Annotated in this window: 19 protein-coding genes; 9 read left to right on the top strand and 10 right to left on the bottom strand. The window is 61.0% G+C overall.

Annotated features, from left to right (window positions below):
• Nucleotides 1–5: 5 nt before the first annotated feature.
• The 8 genes from lptC (at nt 6) to PverR02_RS04805 (ending at nt 5,521) form a co-directional block, all read left to right on the top strand.
• On the top strand, nt 6–578 hold the full coding sequence (lptC, locus tag PverR02_RS04840; protein WP_046384675.1) for an LPS export ABC transporter periplasmic protein LptC: 573 nt from the start codon (nt 6–8) through the stop codon (nt 576–578).
• Complete coding sequence (gene lptA / locus PverR02_RS04835; RefSeq protein WP_046384676.1) at nt 565–1,098, top strand: lipopolysaccharide transport periplasmic protein LptA; 534 nt, start codon at nt 565–567, stop codon at nt 1,096–1,098. Before lptC ends, lptA begins: the two co-directional genes overlap by 14 nt.
• The gene (gene lptB, locus PverR02_RS04830; protein WP_017845981.1) at nt 1,098–1,823 is read left to right on the top strand and encodes an LPS export ABC transporter ATP-binding protein; all 726 of its coding nucleotides are present in this window, start codon (nt 1,098–1,100) and stop codon (nt 1,821–1,823) included. The genes lptA and lptB overlap by 1 nt, the downstream gene beginning before the upstream one ends.
• Nucleotides 1,824–2,020: 197 nt before the next feature.
• Nucleotides 2,021–3,514: an RNA polymerase factor sigma-54 gene (locus tag PverR02_RS04825; protein WP_026139902.1), complete on the top strand. Its 1,494-nt coding sequence runs from the start codon at nt 2,021–2,023 to the stop codon at nt 3,512–3,514.
• A 75-nt stretch (nt 3,515–3,589) separates the two neighbouring features.
• On the top strand, nt 3,590–3,895 hold the full coding sequence (gene hpf, locus PverR02_RS04820) for a ribosome hibernation-promoting factor, HPF/YfiA family (protein ID WP_017845983.1): 306 nt from the start codon (nt 3,590–3,592) through the stop codon (nt 3,893–3,895).
• A gap of 12 nt (nt 3,896–3,907) precedes the next feature.
• Nucleotides 3,908–4,372 carry a PTS IIA-like nitrogen regulatory protein PtsN gene (ptsN, locus tag PverR02_RS04815; protein ID WP_057004257.1) on the top strand — a complete coding sequence of 155 codons (465 nt, stop codon included), beginning with the start codon at nt 3,908–3,910 and terminating at the stop codon, nt 4,370–4,372.
• Between the two features lie 2 nt (nt 4,373–4,374).
• The gene (gene rapZ / locus PverR02_RS04810) at nt 4,375–5,232 is read left to right on the top strand and encodes an RNase adapter RapZ (RefSeq protein ID WP_017845985.1); all 858 of its coding nucleotides are present in this window, start codon (nt 4,375–4,377) and stop codon (nt 5,230–5,232) included.
• 16 nt (nt 5,233–5,248) lie between these two features.
• Complete coding sequence (locus PverR02_RS04805; protein ID WP_046384677.1) at nt 5,249–5,521, top strand: HPr family phosphocarrier protein; 273 nt, start codon at nt 5,249–5,251, stop codon at nt 5,519–5,521.
• 38 nt (nt 5,522–5,559) lie between these two features.
• On the opposite strand, the gene PverR02_RS04800 is transcribed toward PverR02_RS04805, so the two are convergent.
• From PverR02_RS04800 to pmbA, 6 genes are all read right to left on the bottom strand, one after another.
• Nucleotides 5,560–6,453, bottom strand: a complete 894-nt coding sequence (locus tag PverR02_RS04800) for a ZIP family metal transporter (RefSeq protein WP_079442870.1) — start codon at nt 6,451–6,453, stop codon at nt 5,560–5,562.
• 33 nt (nt 6,454–6,486) lie between these two features.
• The gene (locus PverR02_RS04795) at nt 6,487–7,098 is read right to left on the bottom strand and encodes a superoxide dismutase (RefSeq protein WP_079442869.1); all 612 of its coding nucleotides are present in this window, start codon (nt 7,096–7,098) and stop codon (nt 6,487–6,489) included.
• Between the two features lies 1 nt (nt 7,099).
• Entirely contained in the window at nt 7,100–7,528 is a 429-nt protein-coding gene (locus tag PverR02_RS04790) for a hypothetical protein (protein WP_017845989.1), read from the bottom strand.
• A 27-nt stretch (nt 7,529–7,555) separates the two neighbouring features.
• Nucleotides 7,556–8,932: a class II fumarate hydratase gene (locus PverR02_RS04785; RefSeq protein WP_017845990.1), complete on the bottom strand. Its 1,377-nt coding sequence runs from the start codon at nt 8,930–8,932 to the stop codon at nt 7,556–7,558.
• Nucleotides 8,925–9,320: a hypothetical protein gene (locus PverR02_RS04780; protein ID WP_057004254.1), complete on the bottom strand. Its 396-nt coding sequence runs from the start codon at nt 9,318–9,320 to the stop codon at nt 8,925–8,927. Before PverR02_RS04780 ends, PverR02_RS04785 begins: the two co-directional genes overlap by 8 nt.
• Before the next feature lie 147 nt (nt 9,321–9,467).
• Nucleotides 9,468–10,814, bottom strand: coding sequence for a metalloprotease PmbA (gene pmbA, locus PverR02_RS04775; protein WP_079442868.1), 1,347 nt, complete (start codon nt 10,812–10,814; stop codon nt 9,468–9,470).
• A 108-nt stretch (nt 10,815–10,922) separates the two neighbouring features.
• Here pmbA and yjgA point away from each other — a divergent pair, with 108 nt between their 5' ends.
• Nucleotides 10,923–11,444 (top strand): ribosome biogenesis factor YjgA, encoded by a 522-nt coding sequence (gene yjgA / locus PverR02_RS04770; RefSeq protein ID WP_010567685.1) that lies wholly within the window; start codon nt 10,923–10,925, stop codon nt 11,442–11,444.
• Nucleotides 11,445–11,489: 45 nt separating this feature from the next.
• Here the strand turns inward: yjgA and tldD are convergent, their stop codons facing one another.
• The 4 genes from tldD to rng form a co-directional block, all read right to left on the bottom strand.
• On the bottom strand, nt 11,490–12,932 hold the full coding sequence (gene tldD / locus PverR02_RS04765) for a metalloprotease TldD (RefSeq protein ID WP_046384681.1): 1,443 nt from the start codon (nt 12,930–12,932) through the stop codon (nt 11,490–11,492).
• A 16-nt stretch (nt 12,933–12,948) separates the two neighbouring features.
• The gene (locus PverR02_RS04760) at nt 12,949–13,797 is read right to left on the bottom strand and encodes a carbon-nitrogen hydrolase family protein (RefSeq protein WP_079442867.1); all 849 of its coding nucleotides are present in this window, start codon (nt 13,795–13,797) and stop codon (nt 12,949–12,951) included.
• A 48-nt stretch (nt 13,798–13,845) separates the two neighbouring features.
• On the bottom strand, nt 13,846–17,661 hold the full coding sequence (locus PverR02_RS04755; RefSeq protein ID WP_079442866.1) for a YhdP family protein: 3,816 nt from the start codon (nt 17,659–17,661) through the stop codon (nt 13,846–13,848).
• 75 nt (nt 17,662–17,736) lie between these two features.
• Nucleotides 17,737–19,194 carry a ribonuclease G gene (gene rng / locus PverR02_RS04750; protein ID WP_046384684.1) on the bottom strand — a complete coding sequence of 486 codons (1,458 nt, stop codon included), beginning with the start codon at nt 19,192–19,194 and terminating at the stop codon, nt 17,737–17,739.
• Between the last annotated feature and the right edge of the window lie 16 nt (nt 19,195–19,210).

Here is a 19,210-nt window from a genome sequence, read left to right as displayed (position 1 = left end):
GTTTTATGCTGAGCAAAAAGATTCGCAACTTCCTGCTATTCGGGGTCATCGCCGCGCTGCTCCTGGCGGTTGGCTACTGGAATATCAGCCCGGAGCGCTTTCTCGACCAGCCTGTGGCGCAGGTTGACCAAGGCGCTATCGACTATTACGCCACCAATGCCTACAGCGTGCAGTTCCTGCCCGATGGCAAGGTGCAGTATGAAATGAACTCGGACAAGGTCGAGCACCTGAAAGCGTCCGAAGTCACCCTGCTGACCAACCCCGATTTGAATCTGTATCGCGGCACCGAATTCCCTTGGCACGTCACCAGCAAGCGTGGCGAAGTCAACCCGGACGGCACCGAAGTGGAACTGATCGACTCGGTGCGCGTCGCACGGACCGACGCACAGAACCGCGACACCATCATCACCAGCAGTCGCATGACCGTATTCCCACAGAAGCAATATGCGCAGACCGAGCAAGACGTTAGAATCGACGGCGCTGGCGGTGTATCGACTGGCAAGGGAATGAAAGCGTATTTGAAAGAAAGCAGGATACACCTGCTATCGAACGTAAGAGGACAGTATGAGGCTCGTTAAAACCCTCCCTATTTTGCTCAGTCTGGGCGCAGCACTGGGAAGCGTGAGCGCCTGGGCTCTGCCGAACGATAGCCAGCAACCGATCCACATTTCGGCCGACGATGCACAGCTCGATGACAAGCAAGGCGTCGCGACCTACACCGGCGGTGTGATCATTACCCAAGGCTCGATGAAGATCACCGGCAACACGGTGACACTGACTCGCACCCCTGCTGGCGACATTGACGTCGTGACCTCGGTGGGCAACCTGGCCTACTTCGAACAGAAGCAGGCTGCCACCGACACCGCCCCGATGAAGGGCTACGGCAAAACCATCCAGTATCACGCCCAGCAAAATCGCATCGTGCTGATCGACCAGGCCAAGGTACTCAGCCCCGACGGCAACTCCACGGAAGGTGAAAAAATCACCTATGACACCGTGAAGCAGGTTGCCAACGCCGGTCGCGCCAACGGCACCAAGGTCACCGCACCGCGTCCACGTATCGACATGGTTATCCAGCCGAAGAAGAAGGCCGAGTAATGGCAACCCTGAAAGCCCAGCATCTGGCCAAGGCCTATAAAGGCCGTCAGGTCGTGCGCGACGTCAGCCTGTCGATCGACAGCGGCCAGATCGTCGGCCTGCTTGGCCCCAACGGTGCCGGCAAGACCACCTGTTTCTATATGATCGTCGGCCTGGTCCAAGCGGACCAAGGTCGCATCCTGATCGACGACCTCGACGTCAGCCACCAGCCGATGCACGGCCGTGCGCGCGCCGGTATCGGCTATCTTCCCCAGGAAGCGTCGATCTTCCGCAAACTGTCGGTTGCCGATAACATCATGGCGATCCTCGAGACCCGCAAGGAACTCGACCGCGACGGCCGCCGCAAGGAGCTGGAAAGCCTGCTGCAGGAATTCCACATCAACCACATTCGCGACAACCTCGGCATGAGTTTGTCCGGTGGTGAACGCCGCCGCGTGGAGATTGCCCGCGCCCTGGCCACTGCACCGAAGTTCATCCTGCTGGACGAACCGTTTGCCGGTGTCGACCCGATCTCGGTCGGCGACATCAAGCAGATCATCCATCACCTCAAGGCCAAGGGCATCGGTGTACTGATCACCGACCACAACGTCCGCGAGACCCTCGATATCTGCGAAACTGCGTATATCGTCAACGATGGGCAACTGATTGCCGAAGGCGATTCGGCCACGATCCTGGCCAACGAACTGGTCAAGGAAGTGTATCTGGGCCACGAGTTCCGCCTGTAAGCCTGCCTGGAAAAAAAGGCGGTGGCAGGCCGTTCGCCAAGGTGCGCGGGAGTCAATGAAAACCTCCGGATTTTTATTGTTACCGCGCTCTAGGCAAAGCCCCCGATATCAGGCATATAATTTGCTTATGTTTGGCGCTCACGCGCCCTGTCGTGGATGGCGCATTGCGCCGGCGAATAAGGTGTTAAGCCCCTGCCATGAAACCATCGCTAGTCCTGAGAATGGGCCAGCAGCTGACGATGACACCGCAGCTGCAACAGGCCATCCGCCTGCTCCAATTGTCGACACTGGACCTGCAACAGGAAATCCAGGAAGCCCTGGAGTCCAATCCGATGCTCGAACGCCAGGAAGAAGGCGACGACTTCGATAATGCAGACCCGCTGGCCGACAACATCGAGCAAAAACCCAATTCCGACGTGCAGGAACCCTCTTACCAGGAAACCGCCCCTACGGTGGACAACCTGGAGGAAGGCGAATGGAACGAACGTATTCCCAACGAACTTCCCGTGGACACCGCCTGGGAAGACGTCTACCAGACCAGCGCCAGCAGCCTGCCCAGCAATGATGACGACGAGTGGGATTTCACCACCCGCACCTCCGCCGGCGAGAGCCTGCAGAGCCACTTGCTGTGGCAATTGAACCTGGCGCCGATGTCCGACACCGATCGCCTGATCGCTGTGACCCTGATCGACTGCATCAACAACCAGGGTTATCTGGACGAGACCCTCGAAGAGATTCTTGAAGCCTTCGACCCGGAACTGGACATCGAACTGGACGAGATCGAAGCCGTCCTGCACCGCATCCAGCAGTTCGAGCCCGCCGGCATTGGCGCGCGCAACCTCAGCGAGTGCCTGCTGCTGCAATTGCGCCAGCTGCCCGCCAAGACCCCTTGGCTCGTTGAAGCCCAACGCCTGGTCACCGACTACATCGACCTGCTGGGCAGCCGCGACTACAGCCAGCTGATGCGCCGCATGAAGCTCAAGGAAGACGACCTGCGCCACATCATCGAGCTGGTGCAGAGCCTCAACCCGCGTCCGGGCTCGCAGATCGAGTCCAGCGAAGCCGAATACGTCGTCCCCGATGTGATCGTGCGCAAAGACAACGAACGCTGGCTGGTGGAGCTGAACCAGGAATCGGTGCCGCGCCTGCGGGTCAACCCGCAATATGCCGGTTTCGTCCGTCGCGCCGACACCAGCGCCGACAACACCTTCATGCGCAACCAACTGCAGGAAGCGCGCTGGTTCATCAAGAGCCTGCAAAGCCGCAACGAAACCCTGATGAAAGTGGCCACGCAAATCGTCGAGCACCAGCGCGGCTTCCTTGAGTACGGCGACGAAGCGATGAAACCGCTGGTCCTGCACGACATCGCAGAAGCGGTGGGCATGCACGAATCGACGATTTCCCGGGTAACGACGCAAAAATTCATGCATACCCCACGGGGTATATATGAGCTGAAATACTTTTTCTCCAGCCATGTCAGCACCTCCGAAGGCGGCGAATGCTCGTCCACGGCGATCCGCGCAATCATCAAAAAACTGGTTGCCGCGGAAAATCAGAAAAAGCCGTTGAGTGACAGCAAGATCGCTGGTTTACTGGAGGCACAAGGCATTCAGGTCGCCCGTCGAACCGTCGCCAAGTACCGCGAGTCCCTTGGGATCGCGCCTTCCAGCGAGCGTAAGCGTTTGATGTGACGGGCAGGCCACAGCGTTCCAGTGGCAGGCATCTCTGCCTGCCGCTTTATGCACTGGCAACGAAGGAGAAGCTGTATGCAAGTCAATATCAGTGGACACCAACTGGAAGTGACCGACGCGCTGCGCACCTATATCGGCGAAAAACTCAAACGAATTGAGGGGCATTTCGACAAGATCACCAACGTGCAAGTCATTATGACTGTCGAAAAGCTGAAGCAGAAAATCGAAGCCACCTTGCGTATACCCGGCGGAGAAGTCGTCGCCAATGCTGAGCATTCTGATATGTATGCCGCCATTGACGACCTGACCGACAAGCTGGATCGCCAAATCAAAAAGCATAAGGAAAAGCAGCAGAGCCTCCTACAGGGCACCGGCCGCTAACACTCCCCACCCATGATCCGACTTGAAACCATCCTGACTCCCGGCCGTTCCCTTGTGAACGCGCCGGGGGGCAGCAAGAAGAAAGCCCTCGAACAGATTGCCAACCTGATCAGCAAACAAGTGCCTGAGCTGGAGATGCAAGATGTCTACGAGGCTCTGATTGCCCGTGAAAAACTCGGCTCGACCGGTTTTGGTAACGGCATCGCCATTCCTCACTGCCGCCTCAAAGGCTGCGAGACACCTGTCAGCGCCCTGCTGCACCTGGACGCTCCCATCGATTTCGACGCCATCGACGGTGCCCCGGTCGACCTGCTGTTCGTGTTGCTGGTCCCGCAAGCCGCCACCGATGCACACCTGGAACTGCTCCGGCAGATCGCCAGCATGCTTGACCGCAAGGAAGTACGCGACAAACTGCGCAGTGCCAGCAGCAATGAGGCGTTGTATCAGGTTGTCCTGGCTGAACAAATCGAGCAGTAATCATGCGTTTGATCATCGTCAGTGGCCGCTCCGGCTCAGGTAAAAGCACCGCCCTCAACGTTCTTGAGGACAACGGCTTCTATTGCATCGACAACCTGCCCGCCGGCCTGCTGCCGGAGTTGGCGGAGCGCGCGCTGATCCACACCGAACTGGCACAGCCACTGGTCGCCGTGTCGATCGACGCCCGCAACCTGCCCAGCCACCTCTCGCGGTTCCCGGCACTGCTTGAGGAAGTGCGTGCCAAGCACATTCACTGTGATGTGCTGTACCTGGACGCAGACGAAGAAACCCTGCTCAAACGCTTCTCCGAGACCCGTCGACGTCACCCCCTCAGCAGCCCGCATCGTTCGCTGGCCGAAGCCATCGAGGACGAGACCAAGCTGTTGGGGCCGATCATTGACCTCGCCGACCTCAAGATCAACACCACCAGCCTCAACCTGTACCAACTGCGCGATGCCATCAAGCTCCGCCTGCTGAACCAGCCCGAGCCCGGCACGGCCTTTCTGGTCGAGTCGTTTGGCTTCAAGCGTGGCATGCCGGTGGACGCCGATCTGGTATTCGATGTGCGCTGCCTGCCCAATCCTTACTGGAAGCCGGAGTTGCGGGACCAGTCGGGGCTGGATCAGCCGGTGGCGGACTACCTGGCCGCGCAACCGGATGTCGAGGAGATGTTCCAGGACATCTCCAGCTACCTGCTCAAATGGCTACCACGCTTTGCCGCCAGCAACCGGGCCTATGTCACCATTGCCATCGGCTGCACCGGCGGCCACCACCGTTCCGTCTACCTGACCGAACGCCTGGGCCAGATGCTGCAACAAACCCTCAAGAACGTCCAGGTTCGCCACCGCGACCTTAGCTGAAAGGAACACCCCCGCGATGCCCGTTCTGGAAATTGAAATCATCAACAAGCTGGGCCTGCACGCCCGCGCCTCAGCCAAGTTCGTCGGCATTGCCGGGCAGTTCCCCTGCCAGGTTCGCGCTGGACGCACTCCGGAAACCATGGTCGACGGCAAGAGCATCATGGCGATGATGATGCTCGCCGCCGGCAAGGGCACCAAGATTCATTTGAAGACCGAAGGCGAGCAAGAGCAGGAAGCGATGGCGGCCTTGACCAAGCTGATCAATAACTTCTTTGATGAGGGTGAATAAACCCACCCGACGAGACAGAGGCTGAAGCCGCAACAGCTTCAGCCCAATGCAGTATCCATCACCATCATCAAGCAAAACCCGATGCACAGTCCCAGGCTGGCGAGCTTTTCATGGCCATTGCGCCGCGATTCGGGGATCACCTCGTGAGTGACCACCAGCAGCATCGCGCCAGCAGCCAACGCCAAGCCTAACGGCAGCAGCACCTGCGCCAGACTCACCAACCAGGCACAAAGCACTGCGAATATCGGCTCGACCAAGCCCGAAGCCGCACCGATCAGGAACGCCTTGAACCGCGACATCCCTGCCCCGGCCAGCACCAACGCAATCACCAGGCCTTCGGGCACATCCTGCAAAGCGATGCCCATGGCCAGGCTGTCGGCATCCGGCATGCCGCCGCCCGCCGACACGCCAACCGCCATACCCTCCGGGATGTTGTGCGCGATGATGGCAAACACGAACAGCCAGATACGTGGCGGGATCACCGGATGCTCCGGCGTACCGACCAGCATTTCCGGGCTGGCCCCGGAGACCTTGCGATCGACCAGGTACAAGCCGAACGCTCCCAGCATGATGCCAATGCTGATCAAGCCACTCGCGCCCCAAGGGCTGAGCCCCAGGCCTTCAGCGGCGGCAATGCCCGGCACGACCAACGAAAACGCCGTGGCCGCGAGCATCACGCCGGCACCAAAGCCCAGCAAGGTATCGCTCATTGCTGCTGGCATGCGCCGGATAACCAACACCGGTACGGCGCCCAACGCGGTGCCGAGCGCACAGATCGCCCCACCTTGCAGGGCCCGCAGGATGCGCGGCTCCAGGTCCAGCCAGGCGAATCCTTGAGCCACCAGCAATGCAATACCTGCCAATAGCAGCAGCGAGCCAAATGCGTAACGAAACATTCGCACGCTGCTGATCGCCAGTGTTTCAGTACCCATGGTCGGCCTTAGGTCGTGTTGTACGGCGTGATATCAGGCCAGGGCGGCCTGGTAGCGGGCGGCGACTTCCGGCCAGTTGATGACACTGTAGAAGGCATTGATGTATTCAGGACGCCGGTTCTGGTACAGCAGGTAGTAGGCGTGTTCCCACACATCCAGGCCGAGGATCGGTGTGTTGCCGCTCATCAGCGGGCTGTCCTGATTGCCGCTGCTCTCCACCACCAGGGTCTTCTGCGGGGTCACGCTCAACCAGGCCCAGCCGCTGCCGAAGCGGGTCAATGCGGCCTTGGTGAAGGCCTCCTTGAAGCTGTCGAAACCGCCCAGTTGCTCATCGATCGCCTGGCCCAGCGCGCCATCGGGTTTGCCGCCGCCTTTGGGTGACATCACCGCCCAGAACAACGAGTGGTTGGCATGCCCACCGCCCTGATTGATCACCGCGGCGCGCAGTTGCTCGGGCAGTTGCTGGACGCTCGACACCAGCTTCTCTACCGGCCAACCCGCAAACTCGGTGCCCTCCACGGCGGCATTGAGGTTGTTGATGTAAGTCTGGTGGTGCTTGGTGTAGTGAATTTGCATGGTTTGCGCATCGATATGCGGTTCCAGGGCATCGTAGGCGTAAGGCAAAGCAGGCAAGGTGTAGGACATATCAGTGTGCTCCGTATTGAGGAGGGGTCGGTTGCGCCGCAGTACCGCCCAGCAAGCGATGGGTACGGGGGTATTCGCCGTGATCGCTGATGAAATTCAACAGTTCGACGTAGGTCTTGCTGCTCTGGCGCAACGCCGCGTCGCGCAGTTGCGGGCTGAGGCGCTGGTCCTGCAGCGCCTGTAACAGCCGTTGGTGGATGGCACAAAGGTATTCCGCGCTTTCTTCCGGCTGGTTCAGGCGCAGGTGCAGGTCCGCCAGGTTGTGATGGGAAATGACGCAAGCCGCCACTGCTTCGTCGGCGTTCGCCCAGCGCTCGAACAACACTTGAGCCAGGGCCAGGGCTTGTAAATAGGCTTCGCGAGCGTCGACCAACTCGCCCTGCATAAAGCAGCGATTGGCCCGTTCGATCGTGCGTTTCCAATGCTCCATGGTCAGCCTCCAAAGCAGGGTCGGTGATTACACGCCGCCGGCCGTGAGCTTTTCCGGGTCCAGCAGGACTTCCAGTTGGCTGCGCGGCAAGTCGGTGTGCTCGAGGGCGACATCAATCACCGGGCGACCTTGCTGATAGGCTTGCTTGGCGATTTCAGCGGCCTTTTGGTAACCAATGATCGGGTTGAGTGCGGTCACCAGGATCGGATTGCGCGACAACGCTTCCTTGAGCTTGGCCTCGTTGACCTTGAAACTGGCAATGGCCTTGTCCGCCAGCAGGCGGCTGGAATTGGCCAGCAGTTCGAGGCTGCCGAGCAGGTTCTGGGCGATGATCGGCAGCATCACGTTCAGCTCGAAGTTGCCGGATTGCCCGGCAATGGTGATCACCGTGTCATTGCCGATGACTTGTGCGGCGACCATGGCGGTCGCTTCCGGAATCACTGGGTTGACCTTGCCCGGCATGATCGAAGAACCGGGCTGTAACCCTTCCAGTTCGATTTCGCCCAAGCCAGCCAGGGGCCCGGAATTCATCCAGCGCAAGTCGTTGGCGATTTTCATCAATGACACAGCGATCGCTTTCAACTGGCCGGAGACGGCGACGGCGGTGTCCTGGGAGCCGATCAACGCGAAGAGGTTCTTGCCCGGCGTGAATTGCACGCCGGTCAGGCTGCTCAGCTGCTGGCTGAAACGCAGCGCAAACTCCGGATGCGCGTTGATCCCGGTACCGACAGCCGTGCCGCCCTGGGCCAGGGCTTGCAGGCTGGGCAACAGGTCCTGCAGGTGCGCGATATTGGCCTTGAGCTGCTGCGCCCAGCCATTGAGCACCTGGCTCATACGCACGGGCATGGCGTCCATCAGGTGCGTGCGACCGGTCTTGATGAAGGGGTGGACCTCTTCGGCCTTCCGTTCGATGACCTGCACCAGATGCAGCAACGCCGGCAGCGTTTGCTCATGCAGCACCAACGCCGCACTGACGTGGATGGTGGTCGGGATGATGTCGTTGCTGCTTTGGCCGCAGTTCACGTGATCGTTGGGGTTGACCGCCTCACCGAGCAAACGGCTGGCCAGGGTCGCGATCACTTCGTTGGCGTTCATATTGGAACTGGTGCCGGAACCGGTCTGAAAGATATCCACCGGAAAGTGCGGCATGAAGTCACCGTCCAGCAAGCCCAGGGCAGCATCGACAATGGCCTTGCCCTGCCCTTCGCTGATCTGCTTGAGATCGACGTTGACCTTGGCCGCTGCCACTTTGGCCAGGATCAGCGCACGAATGAACGGCGCCGGCATGCGCTGGTGGCTGATCGGAAAGTTGTTCACCGCGCGCTGGGTTTGCGCGCCATACAAGGCCTCGGCGGGGACTTGCAGTTCACCCATACTGTCGCGTTCGATACGGTTATTACTCATCGGAAGATCCTTGCACCCAGTCAGAAACGGAAATCGAAGGCAGCAATTCGCACGTCGCCAATTGCCAGGCAAAGGCCTGCCAGCGCTTGAGGCGGCAGGCACAGTGGGAGAGTGTTTCCAGGTCGCGCAGCGGGCGCCAGGCCTGGTCCAGGCACTGGGATCGCCAATGCCACGGCAAGGCAATGTCCGTGGCGGTGTCGATCAGCAGGCGGAAAGCCGTTTCAGCGATCGTCCACGGATGAGTCGCGGTGCAACAGGCGAGGTATCGACCTTCATTGAGGTAATGTTCGATCAGGCGCGGTTCATTGGGCTCGAGGCAGCAGCGAATCTGACGACTCATCCAACGCCAGCTTTCCAGGTAGGGGTCCTCATGCAGGACAGCATTCATGATCCGTACTCATTCGATAATGATATTTATTATTAAATGATATTGATAATCAACACAAGAGTGGCAAGCCAATCAACCGGGAATGCAGCCACAAAAAAGGCGCGCCATCCTGCAGATGGCGCGCCTTTTGGTGAAGCGTCGGAAGGATTAACTACCGGCGACCGTCATCCGCTCGATCAGGACCGAACCTGTACGGATATTGCTGCGCAGTTCCAGGTCGTTACCCACGGCAACGATCTGCTTGAACATGTCGCGCATATTGCCGGCGATGGTTACTTCCTGGACAGCAAACTGAATCTCACCGTTTTCTACCCAGAAACCCGCCGCGCCACGGGAATAATCACCGGTGACCATGTTCAAGCCCTGGCCCATCAATTCAGTCACCAGCAGGCCACGCCCCATGCGTCGCAACAGCGCCGCCTGGTCTTCCTCGCCGTGGGTCACGAACAGGTTATGCACGCCGCCAGCGTTCGCGGTGCTCGGCAGGCCCAGTTTGCGCCCGGCATACGTGCCCAGCACGTAGGAAACCAACTCACCGTTTTCGACGAACGGCTTAGCATAGGTCGCCAGGCCATCGCCGTCGAACGACGAACTGCCCATGGCCCGCATCAGGTGTGGACGCTCGTCGATGGTCAGCCACTGCGGAAACAGCTTCTGGCCAATCGCACCTTCGAGGAACGACGATTTGCGGTACAGGTTGCCGCCGGAAATCGCCCCCAGGAAACTGCCGAACAGACCCCCGGCCAGCTCCGCCGAAAACAGCACCGGCACTTCACAGGTCGGCACCGGGCGCGCGCCCAGGCGGCTCGCGGCACGTTGCGCGGCACGCAGGCCAATGCTGACCGGGTCGGCCAGCAACTCGCCCTGACGGTTCACGTCGTACCAGTAATCGCGCTGCATCTGGCCGTTGGCTTCGGCGATCATCACGCAACTCAGGCTGTGGCGCGTCGACGCATAACCGCCGATAAAACCATGGCTGTTGCCGTACACGCGGCAGCCCTGGTGGGTGCTCAAGGTGGTGCCGTCGGCATTCTTGATCCGCGGGTCGGCATCGAACGCCGCCGCTTCGCAGGTCAGCGCTTGTTCGATGGCTTGTTCCGGGGTGATGTCCCAGGCATGGAACAGGTCGAAATCCTGCAGATCCTTGGCCATCAACGCCTTGTCGGCCAGGCCCGAGCTTTCATCCTCGGACGTGTGCTTGGCAATCGCCAATGCGGCGGCCACCGTCTCGCGAATCGCTTCCGGCCCACTCGCCGAGGTGCTGGCCGAACCTTTGCGCTGGCCGACGTACAAGGTGATACCAAACCCCTGGTCGCGGTTGAATTCGACGGTTTCGACTTCCCGCTGACGTACCGACGTCGACAGCCCCTGCTCCAGGGACACAGCCACCTCGCAGGCACTGGCCCCCTGGCGCTTGGCCTCGGCAAGGATCTGCTCGACTTGTTCCTGCAGTGCCGGTAACGCTTGCGGACCGACGCTTTGGGCTGCACTCATGGTTTTCTCCACTCAAATTCTGCTTTCGGTTAAGGCCATCGAGCGACCGGGCCGGACAAGCGGCCCCCGACTGGTTATCATGGCGGCGTTTCTTTGCGGACTGCCACCATGGTTGATTCTTACGACGACTCCCTCGATGGGGAGAAAAGCAAAACCCAGGTCAAACGCGAGCTGCATGCTCTGGTTGACCTCGGCGAGCGCCTTACAACGCTCAAGCCGGACTTGATTGCAAAACTGCCTCTGACCGACGAAATGCGCCGGGCTCTGGCGGATGCACCCAAGCACACCGCGAATATCGCGCGTAAACGGCACATCATGTTCATCGGCAAGCTGATGCGCGATCAGGACACTGACGCGATTCTGACCCTGCTCGATCAACTCGATGCCTCCACTCGCCAGTACAACGAACGCTTCCACAACCTGGAACGTTGGCGTGACCGCCTGATCTCGGGCGATGACGCGGTGCTGGAGAAATTCGTACTGGACTACCCGGACGCGGACCGCCAGCAACTGCGCTCCCTGATCCGTCAGGCCCAGCACGAACTGGCGCAAAACAAGGCGCCGGCCACCAGCCGTAAAATCTTCAAGTACATCCGTGAGCTGGACGAGACTCAACGCGGCCTGCGTTGATCCTCTTCCCCGGGTGGCGGTCTTCGCCACCCGAAGCTCCCGCTCTTACGACCCCGTGCCACCCACGGTGATCGCATCAATTTTCAAGGTTGGCTGACCCACGCCCACCGGCACCGACTGCCCATCCTTGCCGCACGTACCCACGCCGCTGTCCAGTGCCAGGTCGTTACCGACCATCGACACCTTGCTCATCGCTTCCGGCCCGTTACCAATCAACGTCGCGCCTTTGACCGGCACGGTAATCTTGCCGTCTTCGATCAGGTACGCCTCGCTGGTGGAGAACACGAACTTGCCGCTGGTGATGTCCACCTGGCCGCCGCCGAGGTTGGCGCAGTAGATCCCGCGTTTCACCGAGGCGATGATTTCCGCCGGGTCACTTTCGCCAGCGAGCATGTAAGTGTTGGTCATGCGCGGCATCGGCAGGTGCGCGTAGGATTCGCGACGGCCGTTACCGGTACGCGCCACGCCCATCAGGCGGGCGTTGAGCTTGTCTTGCATGTAACCCTTGAGCACGCCGTTTTCGATCAGCGTGGTGCATTCGGTCGGCGTGCCTTCGTCATCGATGTTCAACGAGCCACGGCGACCGGCCAGGGTGCCGTCATCGACAATGGTGCACAGCTTGGAGGCGACCATCTCGCCCATGCGCCCGCTGTAGGCCGAACTGCCCTTGCGGTTGAAGTCGCCTTCCAGGCCATGGCCCACGGCTTCGTGGAGCAGTACGCCAGACCAGCCCGAGCCCAACACCACCGGCAAGGTGCCAGCCGGTGCGGGGATGGCTTCCAGGTTGACCAGCGCCTGGCGCAGCGCTTCACGGGCATAACCCATGGCGCGGTCCTCGGCGAGGAAATAACGGTAGTCGGTACGCCCGCCGCCGCCGTGCCCACCGCGCTCGCGGCGGCCATTCTGTTCGACGATCACGCTGACGTTGAAACGCACCAGCGGCCGCACATCCGCCGCCAGGCCGCCGTCGGTGGACGCCACCAGGATGCGTTCCCACACCCCGGCCATGCTCACCGTGACTTGCTGGATACGCGGGTCGAGGGCGCGGGTCGCGGCATCGATACGCTTGAGCAGATCGACTTTTTCTGCGCGGCTGATCACCTCCAGGGGGTTATCCGGCGCGTACAACTGGGCCACGTCCTGGGTGCTGAATGCCTGCACCGTACCGTTCTGGCCGGCGCGGGAAATCGAACGGGCAGCCCGGGCGGCCAGGCCCAAGGCTTCCAGGGTGATCGCGTTGCTGTAGGCGAAACCGGTTTTCTCACCGGATTGCGCGCGCACGCCGACACCCTGGTCGAGGTTGAAACTGCCTTCCTTGACGATCCCGTCTTCCAAAGCCCACGACTCGGAAATCTGCCCCTGGAAATACAGGTCGGCCGCGTCGATGCCCGGCCCGGCCAGATCGCCCAGCACGGTTTGCAGGCTTTCGATGGTCACGCCACCGGGTGCCAGGAGGTGTTCGCTGACTGAGGACAACAACTCGCTCATAGGTTTGGCCTTAAATTCATCGTTCTGAAACAGGCCGCTGCGCGCCCTGCGAGAAAAAGCGCCGGTGGTTGACCACCGGCATGCGCGCCCGTATCGACGCCTGTTCACTGCTGTCGCGTTCGGCCAGCAACACCGCTTCGCCTTGATCCTGTTGCGTCAGTACGCGCCCCCAGGGGTCGACAATCGCCGCGTGGCCATAAGTCTCCCGTGGCCCCGGATGCACCCCGCCCTGGGCGGCCGCCAGCAGATAGCACTGGGTCTCGATGGCCCGTGCGCGAATCAGCACATCCCAATGGGCGGCGCCGGTGACCGCGGTGAAGGCCGAGGGCGCGGTAATCAGTTCAGCCCCCGCCGCGCGCAACTCGCTGTACAACTCCGGGAAGCGCAGGTCGTAACACACCGTCAGGCCCAAGCGGCCGACCGGCGTATCCGCCACCACAACGTTGCTCCCGAAAGCATAGTCATCGGATTCACGATAGCGACCGCGCGCGTCCGCCACGTCGACATCGAACAAATGCAGCTTGTCGTAGCGGGCGACGATCTCGCCATGCTCATCGATCAGCAACGAGCAGGCGTTAGCCTTGGCGTTCGGTTGATCCTTGGGCGGCAGCGGCAAAGTGCCAGCCACTATCCATAAGGTGAGGTCGCGGGCGGTCTGTTTCAACCATGGCAGGATCGGTCCTTCACCCAACGCCTCGGCGCGGCCGATGTCAGCCACATCGCGGCGGCCCATGGCGGCGAAGTTTTCCGGCAGCACCGCCAGCCGCGCCCCCTTTGCCGCCGCTTGCTCCAGCAGGCGCCGGGCCTGGGCCAGGTTGGCCAGCACATCGCTCTGGCTGACCATTTGAATTACCGCAAAGGACATGGGCCGACACTCCATAAATGGCATGCAGCCATGCTACTCCACAGGCTCTCAGTTTGGTTTTTCAAATGGCTTGTCGAAGCTGATTTTCGGGTCTTTCCATGGCCCTTCGACTTTGTACTGCACGCTGGCAAACCGCGAAACCCGGTCGCCGATCAGCTTGTCGATCAGGAACAGCGCGCCGCCAATGGCCGGCGCGCCGACAATCAGCGCAGCGATCGGCAGGTTGTTGGTCACCGGCAATGTCACCAGCAACTTGGCATCCACGCGATCAGCCACCAGGTCCATGGTGCCATTAAGCTCCAGGTTGCTCGACGGCCCCGTCAGGGTGATCGGCTCGCGGGTCACAAACACCCCGTTGCTGGCCGCGAGCAAGCCTTTGACCCGGTCATAACTCAAGCCTTTGCCGAGCAGGTCGGAGAAGTCCAGGCGCAACCGACGGCCGATGGAGTTGAAGTTAAGCAGGCCGAACACCCGCAGCGCCTGGGCGCCACCTTCCACTTCAACGAACTGGCCTTTGCGGAATGTTGCATCCAGGCTGCCGGAAAAACGCTTGGGCCCGACCCAGGCGGGGGAGCCCGGCCAACGACCGTCCACGTCCAGGTGGAAATCTTCACTGGTCACGGTAGGCGCAAAGCCCCAGCCCTTGAGGACATCGGCGATATTCTTGCCATCCAGGCGCCCTTTATACCAACTGCTGCTGTCGCCCGGCGCGCCTTCCCAACCACCAGCGCCCTTGAGCAACATGCCCTTGAGGCCCAGGTCCAGGTTGTTGAAGGCCAGGCCCTTGGCGGTCGGTCGGATCTTCAGCGACCACGCGCCGATCAGGTCCGGCCCCTGGAACAGTTGATCAATGCTGATGTCCAGCGCTGGAATATCCTTGGGATCGATGTCGGCCAATGGGTCCGGCGCATTTTCATCCGCCTGTACCGTCGGGTCCACCGCCGGCAGCTTCACGTACTGCAGGTTGACCGCGATGGGTGCGCCCTTGGCGTCCGACAGGTTGACCGTGCCCTTGGCCTGCTGGCTGTCGAACTGCAGGCCCCAAGCCGAGGGTTTGCGGTCAAGCTGGAGGCTGACCTGGTCGAACTGCTGCCCAAAGCCAGTCAACTTGCCCACCTTGAAGTCGGCGCCGCTCAACAGCTGTTTCGCGCTGCCTCCCGGGTCGTTGCCCGCGTAGCGATCAATGAGTTTCTTCCACGGATCGATGTCCAGTTCCGACAGCACACCGCGAATGCGCAGGCCCTTGCCACCGGGCAGCAGCGCATCGCCATCGCCGAGAAACAACTCGCCGCGGCCGTCGCTGAATTTATCCGGCGGCGCAGCAAAGGTGAAGTTCGCCAGGTCGCCGTAATCGAACCAGTAGCGGCGTTCGGCGCCCTGCAAGGTCATGCGGAACACGCTGTCACGGCCCTGACTGGCCGCCATGCCGAACGGTGCCGGCAGGTCCACGGCCACGCCTTTGAGGTTGGAGCTGACCCTCAACTGGCTGTCGGCACCGTCCAGATTGAGCTGCAACTGATACGGAATATCACCGGACACCGGCAGCGGCTGGCTGATTTTCAACCAGTCCGTCAGGCGCTTGACCGTGACCTGGCCTTTGGCGGTAACGCGGGTGCTGATACTGCCCGGCTTGCCATCCGCGAAGATCTGCGCGGTGATCGGCCGATCGAAGGCTTGCGCCGTGATGTTCTGCCCACTCAGGCCCTTGGCGCTGTCGAAGCGGAAATCCCCCTTGAGCTGGCTCAGGTCCAGAGGCGGCTCAGCCAATTGCAGGCGCGCCTTGTCGGTCTGGAAATCCACCACGATCTTCGGTTCGGTGCCCTTGGCCAGCGGGATATCCAGGTCCAGCTTGCCCTGTAGATCGCCCTCGCCTTTCCAACCGGCAAAGGTCGAAGCGGTGCCTATCGGCGCTTCCTGGAGGATTTTCAGGCCATCACCCAGGCCGCCGGCAAACTCACCGGTGAGCAGTAAGTGGCTGTCCTTGCCCGCGGGCGCGTGGGGGATATTGACGTAGATGTCCTTGACGCCGGTATCGAGCAGTTGGCCCTTGCTGGCCAGGATGCGGACACCGCTCTCCTCGACAAACACTTCGCCGTTGACCTTGCTCACATGGGGCCAGCCCGGCTGGAACGCCAACTCAGCGTCATGCACCTTGAAAAACAGGCTGATATTGCGCGAAGCCGGCAACGCGCCGTGATTCAGCGAGCCTTGGTACTGGAAGAAGCCTTCATCGACCGCGCCTTTGAGAATCGCGGTACGCAGCCATTCATCCAGCGCCGGGCTCAGCACCGCCGGCAGGTATTTAGGCGTGAAACGTCCATCGCCATCGACCATGCCGACCCGCAGGTCCATGTAGTCTTCCTGGCTATTGTCGAAATGCAGGCGAATCAGGAAGTCGGCGGCGACCTTGCCTTCCTCGCCCAGCACCTTGATATACGGCGCGATCAGGGTGAAACCTTGCTGATCAAGCTTCCAGGTCAGGCGCGCATTGGCCTGGATGTACTGCCAGGGCTTGGCGAAGATCGGGTCGAGGTGCAAGGAAAAGTCCTTGCTGTCCATGCGCAGCTCGCCCTGCCCCAGGTCGCCGCTGATGCTACCGGAAACGTTGCGTGCGGCAGGGGCGCCGAAGTAGGCGTCGAAGCCCACCCGCTCGAGGTTGGCGGCAAAGCTGACTTTCTGATCGGTCGTGTCCTGCGGACGAAAATCCACCAACACATTGCGCAACAGACCGGTGGCTTTGAGGTGTTCGATCGTCTTGGCGAAGCCTTCCGGCAACGGCGCCAAGGCATTGAGCAACGGGGTGATCGGGGTCAGGTCGAGGCGATCGGCCTGCAGGTTCCAGACTTCCTGCGCCTTGTCGGTGGCCAGGCGTTGCTGCAATTGCAGACGCGATTCCCAACGGCTATCGCCGATGTTCATCGCCAACGAATCGAACAGCACCTTGAGGCCGCTCTCACTGCGTTGCAGGTAGGCGGTCAGGGCGAGGTTTTCAATGTGGACCGGCTTGCGGTCGGCGTAGCTGCCCTTCACTTGCGGCGAGTTGAGGCGCACCACCGCGCTTTGCACGGTGCCTTTGGCCCAGGTCAGCCAGAATTCACCGCCAGCCTTGAACTGCGTGAGTTTCCACTGCTGGGTCAACCTGGCCGGAACCCATTTGGCCCAATCGCTCTGGGGCAGGCTCAGGTAGGCCTGGACCTCAGCGTCTTTCCAGGCACTGGCGCGGATCTGCGTGCGCAGGCTCAGGGCCAGGGGTTGGCCATCCGGCAGGGTCAGGCGGGCGTCCAGGCGTTGGCGGGTCGCGCCCGTTTGCAAGCTCAGGCCCACATACGTGAAGGTCAGCGGCGCCTGGTCGAACGGCTGCAACGTGACCTGGCTATCCAGCAACGACACGCGCTGGACACTCTGCATGCGCTTGAGCAACTGTTCCGGGTCCAGCGGCTGGTCGTCCTGCACCGGCAGGCCTTGCAGCGCCCAGTGGCCATCCTTGTCTTCCCTGGCGCTCAGTTGCAGGCCGCTGACTTCCAGGTGGGCAATACGCACGTCGCGCGCCATCAGGCTGGCCCAGATGTCCGGCACCACCTGCACCTGGTCCAGGCGCAAGGCATTGCTGCCCTCGCCCACCATCACGTCATGAGCCAGCAACACAGGGGCGAAACCGCTCCAGCGGCCTTCAAGGCGACCGATCTGCAGCGGCATATCCACCGCGGCCTGGGCCTTGGCTTCGATTTCTGCGCGGTATTCGGCGACCAGCGGGGTCAATTCACGCCCCAGGCTCACGTACACCGCCGCCAATACCAGCAGCAGGGCGCACAGGCCCAGGCCCCAGCGGGTCAAAGCGGCAAAAAAGCGTGTCAGACGCTCCATGTCAAGCGACCCTCAGGCAGTAGTCGGACCGCAGATCCAGGTCTGTCGGGTTCAGGGAAAGCCAATGAATGAAAATCAGAGCAGCACCACGTCGTATTGTTCCTGGGAGTACATGGTTTCGACCTGAAAACGAATGGTGCGCCCGATAAACCCTTCCAGTTCAGCCACGTTACCGGACTCTTCATCCAGCAAGCGGTCGACCACTTTCTGGTTGGCAAGCACTCTATAACCTTCAGCCTGGTAGGCTCGTGCCTCTCGTAGGATTTCCCGGAAAATCTCGTAGCAAACCGTTTCAGGGGTCTTCAATTTACCGCGCCCCTGGCAACTGCTGCACGGCTCGCACAGCACTTGCTCGAGACTTTCGCGGGTGCGCTTGCGGGTCATCTGCACCAGGCCCAGCTCGGTGATGCCGATGATGTTGGTCTTGGCGTGATCACGTTCCAGCTGCTTCTCGAGGGTGCGCAGCACCTGACGCTGGTGTTCTTCATCTTCCATGTCGATGAAGTCGATGATGATGATCCCGCCCAGGTTGCGCAGGCGCAATTGGCGGGCAATCGCAGTGGCCGCTTCGAGGTTGGTCTTGAAGATGGTCTCTTCAAGGTTGCGGTGCCCCACGAACGCACCGGTGTTGACGTCGATGGTGGTCATGGCTTCGGCCGGGTCCACCACCAGGTAGCCACCGGACTTGAGCGGCACTTTGCGTTCGAGGGCTTTCTGGATTTCGTCTTCGACGCCATACAAGTCGAAGATCGGCCGCTCGCCAGGGTAATGCTCCAGGCGGTCAGCAATTTCCGGCATCAGTTCGGCAACAAATTGCGTGGTGCGCTGGAAAGTTTCCCGCGAGTCGATGCGAATTTTCTCGATCTTGGGGCTGACCAGGTCACGCAAGGTGCGCAGGGCCAGGCCCAGGTCTTCATAGATCACGCTGGGGGCGCCGACGGTCTTGATCTGTGTGCCGATCTGGTCCCACAGGCGCCGCAGATAGCGGATATCCATGAGGATTTCATCGGCACCGGCGCCTTCGGCGGCGGTGCGCAGGATAAACCCACCCGCTTCCTTGATGCCCTCGGCGGCAACGCAGTCGCTGACCACTTTTTTCAGGCGCTCGCGCTCGGCTTCGTCTTCAATCTTCAGGGAAATGCCGACATGGGCGGTGCGCGGCATGTACACCAGGTAGCGCGAAGGAATCGACAGTTGCGTGGTCAGCCGCGCACCTTTGGAGCCGATGGGGTCCTTGGTGACTTGCACCACCAGGCTCTGCCCTTCATGCACCAGGGCGCTGATGCTTTCCACCGCCGGGCCTTCACGCAGGGAAATTTCCGAGGCATGGATAAACGCGGCGCGGTCCAGGCCGATATCGACGAAGGCGGCCTGCATGCCGGGCAATACGCGCACGACCTTGCCTTTATAGATGTTGCCGACGATCCCGCGCTTCTGGGTGCGCTCGACGTGAACTTCCTGCAGAACACCGTTCTCTACCACCGCCACGCGCGATTCCATCGGCGTGATATTGATCAGAATCTCTTCACTCATGGCTGGGTCTCGTTCA

The sequence above is a fragment of the Pseudomonas veronii genome (assembly GCF_002028325.1).
GTDB lineage: Bacteria > Pseudomonadota > Gammaproteobacteria > Pseudomonadales > Pseudomonadaceae > Aquipseudomonas > Aquipseudomonas veronii.
Note: the sequence above shows the minus strand (reverse complement) of the source record. Positions and strands in the feature narration are given on the sequence as shown.

Bases quoted from the DNA above. Each gene is read 5' to 3' on its own strand.
- lptB (WP_017845981.1), top strand. From the start codon at position 1,098: ATGGCAACCCTGAAAGCCCAGCATCTGGCCAAGGCCTATAAAGGCCGT.
- PverR02_RS04785 (WP_017845990.1), bottom strand. From the start codon at position 8,932: ATGAGTAATAACCGTATCGAACGCGACAGTATGGGTGAACTGCAAGTC.
- tldD (WP_046384681.1), bottom strand. From the start codon at position 12,932: ATGAGCGAGTTGTTGTCCTCAGTCAGCGAACACCTCCTGGCACCCGGT.
- rapZ (WP_017845985.1), top strand. From the start codon at position 4,375: ATGCGTTTGATCATCGTCAGTGGCCGCTCCGGCTCAGGTAAAAGCACC.
- ptsN (WP_057004257.1), top strand. From the start codon at position 3,908: ATGATCCGACTTGAAACCATCCTGACTCCCGGCCGTTCCCTTGTGAAC.
- PverR02_RS04805 (WP_046384677.1), top strand. From the start codon at position 5,249: ATGCCCGTTCTGGAAATTGAAATCATCAACAAGCTGGGCCTGCACGCC.
- PverR02_RS04780 (WP_057004254.1), bottom strand. From the start codon at position 9,320: ATGAATGCTGTCCTGCATGAGGACCCCTACCTGGAAAGCTGGCGTTGG.
- PverR02_RS04800 (WP_079442870.1), bottom strand. From the start codon at position 6,453: ATGGGTACTGAAACACTGGCGATCAGCAGCGTGCGAATGTTTCGTTAC.
- hpf (WP_017845983.1), top strand. From the start codon at position 3,590: ATGCAAGTCAATATCAGTGGACACCAACTGGAAGTGACCGACGCGCTG.
- lptC (WP_046384675.1), top strand. From the start codon at position 6: ATGCTGAGCAAAAAGATTCGCAACTTCCTGCTATTCGGGGTCATCGCC.
- pmbA (WP_079442868.1), bottom strand. From the start codon at position 10,814: ATGAGTGCAGCCCAAAGCGTCGGTCCGCAAGCGTTACCGGCACTGCAG.
- rng (WP_046384684.1), bottom strand. From the start codon at position 19,194: ATGAGTGAAGAGATTCTGATCAATATCACGCCGATGGAATCGCGCGTG.
- PverR02_RS04825 (WP_026139902.1), top strand. From the start codon at position 2,021: ATGAAACCATCGCTAGTCCTGAGAATGGGCCAGCAGCTGACGATGACA.
- PverR02_RS04755 (WP_079442866.1), bottom strand. From the start codon at position 17,661: ATGGAGCGTCTGACACGCTTTTTTGCCGCTTTGACCCGCTGGGGCCTG.
- lptA (WP_046384676.1), top strand. From the start codon at position 565: ATGAGGCTCGTTAAAACCCTCCCTATTTTGCTCAGTCTGGGCGCAGCA.
- PverR02_RS04795 (WP_079442869.1), bottom strand. From the start codon at position 7,098: ATGTCCTACACCTTGCCTGCTTTGCCTTACGCCTACGATGCCCTGGAA.
- yjgA (WP_010567685.1), top strand. From the start codon at position 10,923: ATGGTTGATTCTTACGACGACTCCCTCGATGGGGAGAAAAGCAAAACC.
- PverR02_RS04790 (WP_017845989.1), bottom strand. From the start codon at position 7,528: ATGGAGCATTGGAAACGCACGATCGAACGGGCCAATCGCTGCTTTATG.
- PverR02_RS04760 (WP_079442867.1), bottom strand. From the start codon at position 13,797: ATGTCCTTTGCGGTAATTCAAATGGTCAGCCAGAGCGATGTGCTGGCC.